The 11194-nt window shown below is 59.9% G+C and carries 8 protein-coding genes; 5 read left to right on the top strand and 3 right to left on the bottom strand.

Going from position 1 to position 11194, the window contains the following annotated elements; translation table 11 throughout:
• Positions 1-229: 229 nt before the first annotated feature.
• Positions 230-3040, bottom strand: a complete 2811-nt coding sequence (polA, locus tag ACRC1E_RS08060) for a DNA polymerase I (RefSeq protein WP_438514586.1) — start codon at positions 3038-3040, stop codon at positions 230-232.
• A gap of 16 nt (positions 3041-3056) precedes the next feature.
• Here polA and ACRC1E_RS08055 point away from each other — a divergent pair, with 16 nt between their 5' ends.
• The 3 genes from ACRC1E_RS08055 to thrB are packed head-to-tail and all read left to right on the top strand — an operon-like array spanning position 3057 to position 5072.
• Complete coding sequence (locus tag ACRC1E_RS08055; protein ID WP_438514585.1) at positions 3057-3785, top strand: TIGR00730 family Rossman fold protein; 729 nt, start codon at positions 3057-3059, stop codon at positions 3783-3785.
• Positions 3786-3800: 15 nt separating this feature from the next.
• A complete protein-coding gene (locus ACRC1E_RS08050) occupies positions 3801-4124 on the top strand; it encodes a DUF2782 domain-containing protein (RefSeq protein WP_438514584.1) in 324 nt (107 codons plus the stop codon).
• Positions 4125-4133: 9 nt separating this feature from the next.
• A complete protein-coding gene (gene thrB / locus ACRC1E_RS08045) occupies positions 4134-5072 on the top strand; it encodes a homoserine kinase (RefSeq protein ID WP_438514583.1) in 939 nt (312 codons plus the stop codon).
• A 75-nt stretch (positions 5073-5147) separates the two neighbouring features.
• Here thrB and ACRC1E_RS08040 read toward each other — a convergent pair whose 3' ends face one another.
• A complete protein-coding gene (locus tag ACRC1E_RS08040) occupies positions 5148-7472 on the bottom strand; it encodes a putative bifunctional diguanylate cyclase/phosphodiesterase (RefSeq protein ID WP_438514582.1) in 2325 nt (774 codons plus the stop codon).
• Positions 7473-7617: 145 nt separating this feature from the next.
• Positions 7618-8478, bottom strand: a complete 861-nt coding sequence (locus ACRC1E_RS08035; RefSeq protein WP_438514581.1) for a LysR family transcriptional regulator — start codon at positions 8476-8478, stop codon at positions 7618-7620.
• 162 nt (positions 8479-8640) lie between these two features.
• On the opposite strand from ACRC1E_RS08035, the gene ACRC1E_RS08030 reads away from it, so the two are divergent.
• Complete coding sequence (locus tag ACRC1E_RS08030; protein ID WP_438514580.1) at positions 8641-9579, top strand: YeiH family protein; 939 nt, start codon at positions 8641-8643, stop codon at positions 9577-9579.
• Positions 9580-9749: 170 nt separating this feature from the next.
• Positions 9750-10781 carry a YeiH family protein gene (locus ACRC1E_RS08025; RefSeq protein ID WP_438514579.1) on the top strand — a complete coding sequence of 344 codons (1032 nt, stop codon included), beginning with the start codon at positions 9750-9752 and terminating at the stop codon, positions 10779-10781.
• The last annotated feature ends 413 nt before the right edge of the window (positions 10782-11194 follow it).

Below are 11194 nucleotides of genomic sequence, written 5' to 3'. Positions count from 1 at the left end.
CGGGACTCGGGACTCGGGACTCGGGACTCGGGACTCGGGACTCGGATTTCAGTGTTGCGAACCGACCCAAGCACGTCAACACCGCGGCTCCCGATTCCCCGCTCCCCGATCCCGAAAAACCAAACCCGCCAGCCGCCCCTATTCCCTATTCCCTATTCCCTATTCCCTATTCCCTATTCCCTATTCCCTATTCCCTATTCCCCATTTCCCATTTCCCATTTCCCATTCATCAGTGTGCCGCGCCCCAGCTATCCCCGGCACCGACTTCGGCCAGCAGCGGCACTTTCAGCTCGGCGACGCCGGCCATCAGCTCGGGCAAGCGATGCTTGACCAGCTCCAGCTCCGCCTCCGGCACTTCCAGTACCAGTTCGTCGTGTACCTGCATGATCAGCTTGCTCCCGAGCTGCGCCTGCTCCAGCCAGCCTTGCACCGCGATCATGGCCAGCTTGATCAGGTCGGCGGCGGTGCCCTGCATCGGCGCATTGATCGCCGCACGCTCGGCACCGGCGCGGCGCATCGGGTTGCCACCGCGAATTTCCGGCAAATAAAGGCGGCGACCGAAGGCGGTCTCCACATAACCCAGCTCGCGTGCCGACTCGCGGGTATGCGCCATATACTCGGCTACGCCGGGATAGCGCATGAAATAGCGGTCTATGTATTGCTGGGCAGCGCTGCGCTCGATATCGAGCTGGGCCGCGAGGCCGAAGGCACTCATGCCATAGATCAGGCCGAAGTTGATCGCCTTGGCGGCACGGCGTTGCTCGCTACTGACCGCATCCAGCGCGACACCAAACACCTCGGCAGCCGTGGCGCGGTGAATGTCTTCACCGGCGGCAAAAGCGGCCAGCATGCCGGCGTCGTCGGACAGATGCGCCATGATCCTCAGCTCGATTTGCGAATAGTCGGCAGACACGATGCATGAGCCCGGCGGCGCGATAAAGGCCTCGCGCACGCGGCGCCCCTCTTCGCTGCGTATCGGGATGTTCTGCAGATTGGGCTCGGAGCTGGACAAGCGCCCGGTGACGGCCACCGCCTGTGAATAACTTGTATGCACGCGCCCCGTCTGTGGATTAATCAGCAAGGGCAGCTTGTCGGTATAGGTGGACTTGAGCTTGGCCAGCCCACGGTAACTTAGAACCAGCTTGGGCAGCGGATAATCCAGCGCCAGTGCTTCCAGCACCGACTCGTCGGTGGAATAACCGCCACTGGCCGTTTTCTTTACGCCCTTGGTCGGAATGCCCAGCTTGCCGAACAGGATTTCCTGCATCTGTTTGGGCGAATTGATATTGAAGCTCTGCCCGGCCAGATCATGGATCTTCGTTTCCAGCGCCAGCATCTCCAGCCCCAGCGTGTGGCTTTGCGCCTGCAGACGCTCGCGGTCTATCAAGACCCCGTGGCGTTCCATAATGAACAGCACCCCGGCCACCGGCAGCTCGATATCGCGGTACACAGAGGCAAGCCGGCCTTGCAGCATGGGCTTGAGTACTGCGTTCAGGCGCAGGGTGATGTCGGCATCTTCGGCCGCATAGCGGGTGGCGGTATCCAGATCCACTTCGGCAAAACCGATCTGCTTGGCGCCCTTGCCGCAGATGTCTTCGTAGGCGATCGTGGTTTCGCCCAGATGGCGGTGCGCCAGATCGTCCATATTGTGGCGCTGGTGACTCTCGACCACATAGCTTGCCAGCATGGTGTCGTCGGCAATACCGGCAAGCCTGATGCCGTGATTGGCAAACACATGGCTGTCGTACTTGAGGTTCTGGCCCAGTTTCTTGCGCCCGGCATCTTCCAGCCACGGCTTGAGTCTGGCAAGCGTGGCCTCCAGATCCAGCTGGTCCGCCACGCCGGGGTAATCGTGTTTCAGCGGCAGATACGCCGCCTCGCCGGCCGTGACCGACAAGCTGATGCCGACGATGCGCGCCGCCATCGGGTCCAGGCTGGTGGTCTCGGTATCCAGCGACACCACATCGGCCGCCATCACCTTGTCCAGCCACGCATCCAGCTGTTGTACTGTCGTTACCATCTGGTAGTCGCGCGCCAGCACCGGCGCTGCGGCAGCATGGGTAAGCGGCGGCGCAGCCGTCTCGGCGGCCGGCTCGGCAAACAGGTCATCCATCATGCCCGCTGCCGGCGCTTTGGCGGCCGCTTTGGCCGGCTGCGGTACGGCAATCGCCGGAGCCGCAGCCTCGTCCGTCAGCTCGCGGTAGAAACTGCGAAAACCGAATTGCTGGAACAGTTCGGCCAGACGCACCACATCGCGCCGCCCATGCAGCAGCGTGTCCATACCGTGCGGCAGGTGAGCGGTGAGATCGACATCGCACTTGATGGTGATCAGCTCGCGCCCCCGGGGCAGCCAGTCCAGTACGGCACGCAGGTTCTCGCCTACCTTGCCGCCTATCTTGTCGGCATTGGCCATCACACCGGCCAGGCTGTCGTACTCGGCCAACCATTTAAGCGCCGTCTTGGGGCCGCACTTGTCGACGCCGGGCACATTGTCGACCTTGTCGCCGATCAGCGTCAGGTAGTCGATGATGCGGTCCGGCGCCACGCCGAACTTGGCCAGCACCCCAGCCTCGTCCAGCACCTCGTTAGTCATGGTATTGACCAGTGTCACCTGCGGCGTCACCAGTTGGGCGATGTCCTTGTCGCCGGTCGAAATGATCACCTTCATACCGGCAGCTTCACCAGCCAGCGCCAGCGTGCCGATCACGTCATCGGCCTCGACACCACCCACCACCAGCATCGGCCAGCCGGCCGCCTGTACCAGCGCATGCACTGCCTCGACCTGACTGACCAGCTCTTCCGGCATGGACGGGCGTTGCGCCTTGTACTCGGGATACATCTCGTCGCGGAAAGTCTTGCCTTTAGCATCGAATATGCAGGCGCTATAATCGGAAGCCACCTCCTTTTCCAGCCGGCGCAACATGTTCACCATGCCGTACACCGCCCCCACCGGCTTGCCCTCAGGCGAGCGCATGTCGGGCATCGCATGGAAAGCGCGATAAAGATAAGAAGAGCCGTCAATCAGTAGCAGTGTTTTCATAAAGAGGCTTTTAAAGATGAGCTTGTCCGATAAGTTGCCGCAAACCAGCGACCGATACGAGATGATGCAACGCTTCCGTTCCCGCGAAGCCTGGCATGTAATGAAGATACTGTCGGAGTTTGTCGAGTCGGCGGAAGAACTGCAGGGTATCACGCCTGCCGTCAGTATTTTCGGCAGCGCGCGCACCGCACGCGACCAACGCTATTATAAGCTGACCGAGGAAATAGCCCGCCTATTGTCGGACGCGGGCTTTTCGGTTATTTCCGGCGGCGGCCCCGGCATCATGGAGGCGGCCAACAAGGGCGCGTTCTACGGGCGCAGCCCGTCGGTGGCGCTCAATATTGTGCTGCCGCATGAACAGACGCCCAATCCGTATCAGGATCTCAGCCTTAAGTTCAACCATTTCTTCAGCCGCAAGGTGATGTTCGTCAAATACGCCATTGCTTACGTGGTGATGCCCGGCGGCTTTGGTACACTGGACGAAATGTTCGAAGCGCTGACGCTGGTACAGACCGGCAAGAGCCGCAAGATTCCGATTATCCTGTGCGGCAGCGAATTCTGGCAGGGTCTGATCGACTGGATACGCGCGCAGCTGGTCACCGGCGGCATGATCAATGCCGAAGATCTGGAACTCGTGCAACTGATCGACGAGCCGCAGGCCATTGTCGACACCATTTTCAAGTATTACGAAACCCGTGGCTTCGAGGCACTGCCCGAAGAGAACGAACAACTGCTCAATTTGTGAGCCAAGGAAACCATGATGCGCCACCTTCTACTTGCCCTGACCCTTGCCAGCCCGCTGGCGCTGGCCGACACGCCACCCGCCACGCAGGTTCCGCCGCCACCCGCCATCGCGAATGGCATGGTGCCGGGTGCCAGCCCCGAGCCCGAGGTGCGCATCATCCAGAAAGGCAGCGACAAGATAGAGGAGTACCGCATCAACGGTTTGCTGTACATGATCAAGGTCACGCCCTCGGTCGGCTTTCCCTACTATCTGGTCGATGATGACGGCACCGGCAACCTCAAACAGATCGATCCGGCACGCCGTATCGTCATCCCGCAATGGGTCTTGATGCGATTCTAAGGATTAGGCATGTCGGTTTACACTTCAGTCACAAAACAGGCCCTGACAGAATGGCTCGCCGGCTATGCGCTGGGCGAACTGGTCGATCTCAAGGGCATCGCCGCCGGTATCACCAATACCAATTACTTTGTCACCACCACGCACGGCCGCTATGTGCTGACGCTGTTTGAAGCATTGCAGCTGAACGAGCTGCCCTATTACCTGCAGCTGATGAGCCATCTGGCACGCCATGGCGTGGCCTGCCCTTCCCCCGTCGCCGACAACACCGACCGGCTGGCTTCCATGCTGTGCGGCAAGCCGGCCTGCCTCGTGACTTGCCTGGATGGCGCCGATGTCAGCGAACCGTCCGCCAGCCAGTGCCGCGCGCTGGGCGAGATGCTGGCGACCCTGCACCGCGCCGGCGACACCTTTCCCCTGAAAATGAAAAATCCGCGCGGCCCGCGCTGGTGGAGCCAGACCGCGCAGGATCTCTACCCGCGCCTGCCGGCCGATGATGCGGCCATGCTGCGCGAGGAAATCAAGCTGCAGGACAGCCACCGCTTCGACCATCTGCCCTCGGGGGTGATCCACGCCGACTTGTTCAAGGATAATGTGCTGCTGAAAGGCGATGCCATCGCCGGCTTTATCGACTTTTACTATGCATGTAACGATGTGCTGCTGTACGACGTGGCCATTGCACTCAACGACTGGGCGCGCACAGCAGATGGCGGTATTGACGACACGCTGGCGCGTGCGCTACTGGATGGTTACCGCAAGGTGCGGCCACTTACGGAACAAGAGAGACAGAACTGGCCGGTGATGCTGCGTGCCGCAGCCCTGCGTTTCTGGGTATCGCGTCTCTTGGATCTGCACTTCCCGCCGGAAGGCGAGCTGACCTTTACCAAAGACCCTGCCATATTCCAGCAATTGATACGCGACTACCGTACCCGCACCGATTTCTGGCTGTAAAACCGCGGCAACAGCCTCTACCCCCCCCACCCTCGCATCGTCCGCTGGCCATCTCTCGTCAGCGGGCGGTGCGCTTCAAGTGGCAAGCGGCGCCAGTTGCGGCAACACCGGCCAGTCATGCGGCTCGGCCAGCCAGGCCAGCATGGCCTCGGCGCACATCGGCCGCGCAAACAGATAGCCTTGCATCTGCTCGTAACCGATGGCGCGCAGACCTTGATATTCAAGCGCGGTTTCCACCCCCTCGGCAATCAGCGCCAGCCCCATGCCCTGTGCCATCTCGTAGACGGTGCGCGCCAGCGTATCGTCGCCCTCGCCCAGCAACGCAACAAAACTGCGATCCAGCTTGACGGTATCAAACGGTAACTCGTGCAAGCGCGCCATGGAGGAGTAACCGGTACCGAAATCATCCAGATGCAAGCCGATACCGGCCGCGACCATTTCGGACAGCATTGCCCTTGCCTGCGGCAAGCCGTCCAGCGTCATGCTTTCGGTTATTTCGACCGATACCGCACCTTGAGGCAAGCCATAGTGCGCGATTGAGGCCTGCAGTTTGCCCACCAACTGGGTGTCGACCAATTGCAGCACAGATAAATTAAGCTGCAACTTGAGTGCCGGTTGCAATATTAAAAAACGGGAAAAATTCGCCAAGGCCTGATGCAGCATCGTTTCCCACAAGACCGCAATCAGCCCCAACTCTTCGGCCAGACTAATAAAGGTCAACGGCGGCACCATCTTCCCCTGCCATGACCAGCGCGCCAGCACTTCCAGCGACACGACCTGCCCGCTGCGGCCATTAACGACAGGCTGAAACCAGGCCTGGATGTCACCGGCAGCAATGGCCAGACGCAAGGCCTGCTCCAGCTGCAAGCGCGCGTCGGCAGCCGCGCCCATTTCATGCTGATAGATGCACAGGCAGTTACGTCCCTGCTGCTTGGCCGCATACATGGCCAGATCGGCATGGCGCATCAGGCGCTGCGCATCCATTCCCGGATAACAGCCGGCCAGACCCGCCGACGCGGTCATTTTCAATACATGCCCGTCAATCTCGAAGGGCTGGCGCAAAGCCGGCAACAAGTCCCGATTCAAACGAGCAGACAGCGCGTGGTCCTCGCCGGGCAGCAGGATGCAGAACTCATCTCCACCGATGCGGAACAACTGATCCTGTCGCTGCATCGCCTGACTTAGCCGCAGTGCCAGTGCCTGTAGCAGGCAGTCGCCAGAGAGGTATCCCAGACTATCGTTAATGAGCTTGAAGCCATCCACATCCATCAGCAGCAGGGAAAAAGGTTCAAGATTGCTGCTGTCTTCCAGTCTGGCCGCGAGGGTATTCTCCAGCGCCCGGCGATTACCCAGCCCGGTCAGCGCATCGGTGATCGCCTGCTGGTACAGATGCTGCCGGGCCCGCGCCGCTTCATCCATCTGCTGGTTGTAGGCCCGTGCCAGCTCAGCCAGTTCGCAATGCCCTTCAACCGGCCAATGCTGCGCCTCCGCGCCCGTGCCACTACGCGCCAGACGAGCAAACAGTTCGAGACGATGGATGACGCGTTTACGCAGGAAGTGTCCCACCCACCAGAAGGCCACCCCCAATAGCAGCAACATGCAGCAAAAAAACAATAGCCATGCGAAGAGCAGCATCTGCCGGTCGATCTGCTTGTCTATCCGCAGCGACCAGCCCGGTGCATCCGTCAGCGGCTGTAGCATGCGATAGTGCACCGTTGCCGGCCAGCGGTACTCGGAGTAGGCCGCAGAATGGCCACGCACCAGCGCAAGCGTAAGCCCGCTCACCGCGCCCAGCCTGGCCATGCGTGTACCGTCCAGATAGCGGCCCATCACCATCACGCCATTGCTCGGTGCCGTTTCATCACTACTGCTGATCGCCGCAATCACCAACTGCAGCGGACGGTCAGCGACCAGTACCAGCCGGCTCGTGACCTGCCCCGGCTTCAGTGCGGAGCCAAGGATGGCAGGATCGGAAAGCATTTCCCGCAGGGAAAGCGGCGGCGGCCGACTGCCATCACCGGATGTCAGGTATAGCAGTTCGCCATTGTGTCGCAGGATGGCGGTGAAATCGATACTGAGCTCTCGATAGCTTGCGGCAAAACTGTTTTCGATAAAGCCGGCAACAGGTTGCTGGACGTAGTTGTAGCTGTCATCCCAACTGGCGTAATCGTGCACCAGAGACTGCAAGCGCTCGCGCTCGGCAGTCAACAGCAGGCTGGCCTTGTTGGCTTCCGTCTGCATCAGCGCATCATTAGACGCATTGCTGAGAAAATTCAGCAAGATCAGGCTACCGGCCAGCAGCACGGCCGCCAGCGCCGACATCAATAGCGCAAAGCGCCGTGTCAGCATGCTTTGCAGATGCACGGCCGGTGTGGCGTCTGGCAGGTTTCGGATCGGCACAGCTCACACCTCACATGATATGAAGAGGTAATTTACACTCTTTGGTATAAAATCACTATGATTAAGATGGTTTAATCATCCATGCTAGCGGAGCACCCGAACACCCCGCCCCGGACAGCATCATGAATGGCAAGCCGGAGCCGGCCTACAAGAGGGAAAGAAAGAGCTGCAGACTGCACGTTGCCACCCGCTCGCGCTGTTGCACCTGCCACAAAGTACGCTGCAAAGCCGGCAGTGGCGCTTTCAGCTCGACCAGCCGGCCATCGGCCAGCCATTCGGCCACCACCTCGCGCGACAGGCAGGAAACACCAAGCCCGGCGGCCACGCTGCGCTTGATCGCCTCCGAGTCGCCCAGTTCCATTTCCAGATTCAAACCCGGCAAGTGCGGCAGCAGCAAACGCTCGACCTCTTCACGGGTACCGGAACCGGCTTCACGCAAAATCCAGGGTGCGCCGGCCAACTCTTCCAGCGTCAGCACACGTCCCGCCAGCCTATGGCCTGCGCCGACAAACAGCACCAGTTCGTCTTCGCGCCATGGCAACACCAGCAATTCCGGATGATGGCACGGGCCTTCGACAAAAGCACAGTCCACCTCGAAAGCCAGCACCGCCGCCACGATATCACGGGTATTGGCGACCTTCATTTCCAGTTGCACCGCAGGATAAGTGCGGCGAAAAGCGGCCAGCTTAGCCGGCATCAGATAATTGGCAATCGTGGTACTGGCACCCAGTTTGAGCCAGCCACCCTCGCCCTGAAACAAGCCCTCTACATCGCGAGCTGCATCCAGCAAGGCGCGCGCACGCGGCAGCAAGATGCGGCCATGCTCGTTTAGTACCAGACGGCGTCCGACCCGGTCAAACAGCCGCGAGCCCAGGCTGGCTTCCAGCTTATCCAGCGACTGACTGGCTGCCGACTGCGTCAGCGCAAGAGTCACCGCCGCCCGCGTCACGCCGCCTGCGCTGGCGACGGCAGCGAACACCTCCATTTCGCGCAGGGTAATACGCATAGGCCTCTTCTCTGCTTTCATTTATTACTAATCTATAAATTATCAATTTTACGAATCAATTTGATTAATATTACCCGTTTTTCTTCTTTAGCATAGGAAGGTATTGTTCGCTTTTTATAAATAAGAAATCAAAAGTGCCGGCGCTAAAGGCACGCATACCCGATGGCAACCATACCAGCCCTTCCAGCGCCTACCTACAGCAAGGCGATACTGTTTACCGTGGCGGCCTTGCTGTCGCTACTGAGTTCGCCGGCCATCAGCCTGTTTGCCGGGCTGAGCTTTGCCTTACTACTGGGCAATCCCCTGCCCGGCGCTACCAAAAAACTGTCCAAGCAATTATTGCAATACTCGGTCATCGGCCTGGGTTTCGGCATGAATCTGCATGAGTCGCTGGCCTCGGGGCGCGAAGGCATGCTGTTTACCGTGATCTCGGTCAGCCTGATCATGCTTTTGGGCTGGTTTATCGGTCGCCGCCTGAAGCTGTCGGACGGCACCGCCTATCTGATCGCCGCGGGCACTGCTATCTGTGGCGGCAGTGCCATTGCCGCAGTGTCACCGCTGACCAAGTCCAGCGAAAGCGAGATTTCGGTCGCACTGGCGACGATCTTTGTACTCAATGCCGTGGCGCTATTTATCTTCCCGCCGCTGGGCCACTATCTGGGCCTGAACGATCAGCAGTTCGGCATCTGGGCGGCGATGGCGATACACGACACCAGCTCGGTAGTCGGTGCCGGTGCCGCCTATAGCGAAGAAGCCCTCAAGATCGCCACCACGGTCAAGCTGACCCGTGCGTTGTGGATCATTCCGCTGGCTTTTGTCACGACGCTGGTGTTTCGCGACAAGACGGCGAAAATCCAGATCCCGTGGTTTATCTTCTTTTTTATTCTGGCGATGATCGCCAATACCTATCTGGCCATTCCAGCCGAAATCACCGGCGGCATCGTCTGGCTATCGAAGAAGGCGCTGGTACTGACCCTGTTCCTGATCGGCGCAGCGCTATCGCGTGAAGTGCTGGGCACCGTCGGCATGCGCCCGATGGCACTGGGGCTGATTCTGTGGGCCATCATAGGCAGCGCCAGCCTGGCAGCCATTACGCTCTGACTCCAGCCTTGGCAAGGTTCACCGCCTGATCCCATAGGCGGTGAACCCAATGCATTTTTTACTTGAAGCCGGCTACCAACAAGCATAATGTGTCGCCTGCTTCTATAGTCTTAACGATATGTCCTTGCTGTTCAGCTACGATATACCCCCAGACTCAGGAGCCGGTACACATGAACTCACTCAAAACCCTACTGCCCGGACTCGCTCTCGCGCTGCTATTGGGTCTGGCCTCCATCTGGGCCGCCGAGCTTGCCGTGATGCGCGAGTTCGGTCTCTCGGCGCTCACTATCGCCATCGTCGGCGGCATGGTGATCGGCAATACCATCTATCCGCTGTTTGCCGCGCCCTGCCACGAAGGCATCAATTTCGCCAAGGCCAAGCTATTGCGGCTAGGCATCATCCTGTTCGGCTTTCGCCTCACCTTTCAGGATATTGCCGGCGTCGGCATTGCCGGCATCCTGATCGACGCCATCGTCTTAACGTCGACTTTCTTTCTGGCGTGGTATCTGGGGCGCAAGGTATTCAAACTGGACGAGGAAAGCACCATTCTGATCGGTGCCGGTAGCGCCATTTGCGGTGCGGCTGCGGTGCTGGCAACCGAGCCCATCCTGCGGGCCAAGGCCGACAAGGTGGCGGTGGCCGTGGCAACGGTGGTGGTGTTCGGCACGCTGGCCATGTTTGTCTATCCGGTGGCTTGGAATGCACTGGTCAAGGCCGGCTATCTGGCCAATAACGAATTCGCCTACGGCGTGTTCAGCGGCGCTACCATTCACGAAGTTGCACAGGTGGTCGCCGCCGGCAAGGCCGTGAGTGAAGACGCCGCCACCAGCGCGGTGATCACCAAGATGATACGGGTGATGATGCTGGCACCTTTTCTGGTGATCTTGTCGATGTGGCTGGCACGCCGCCACCGCGGCGGCGGCAAGAGCCGCGGCAAGGTGCAGATTCCGTGGTTTGCCGTGCTGTTTCTGGTGGTGGCCGGCTTCAACTCGCTCGCCCTGCTATCCCATCCCCTGGTCGACCAGATCGTCTCTTTCGACAATCTGATGCTGGCCGCCGCCATGGCGGCACTGGGGCTGACGACTCATATTTCAGCCATCCGTCAGGCAGGCATCAAACCGCTGGCACTGGCCGCGCTATTATTTGTCTGGCTGATCGCCGGTGGCGCTCTGATCACCTGGGCGCTGCTAGCCTGGCTGTAGTTGACATCCTCCCCGCCCTCTCGCTTGCGCGAGCCAGTCTTGAGACTGGAAAGGGCGGGGATTCCTACGGCGCTATACGCTGAACCGTATAGTCGCGTGGACGAGGCTTCTGCTGCTGACGGTTGCCTGCCGACACATGGCCACCGCTCGGGCAGGTGCGGCGGGGTTTCGCGGCGGCACCTTGATCAGGTGGCCGCTCTTCCACGCCAGCTTGTCATCCTGTTGTCGCCTGAATTCGCCCCAGCCCTGATTCAGGATCGCTTTAGTTCAGCCCTGACTTTTGTTTCACCTTCCGTCCAAGCTGTTCGGCGCTGCCCGCTGCTGACCTCGACATATTGCGCACCTTCAAATCCTCAACACCGACAACCGCTTGGTTTTCACTGATGCGGGTTGAGGTTTGGTGCAGTAAATCG

Source organism: Craterilacuibacter sp. (assembly GCF_051659485.1).
Classification (GTDB): domain Bacteria; phylum Pseudomonadota; class Gammaproteobacteria; order Burkholderiales; family Chromobacteriaceae; genus Craterilacuibacter.
The sequence above is the reverse complement of the archived record's forward strand: the minus strand, read 5'-3'. Positions and strand labels throughout refer to the sequence as shown.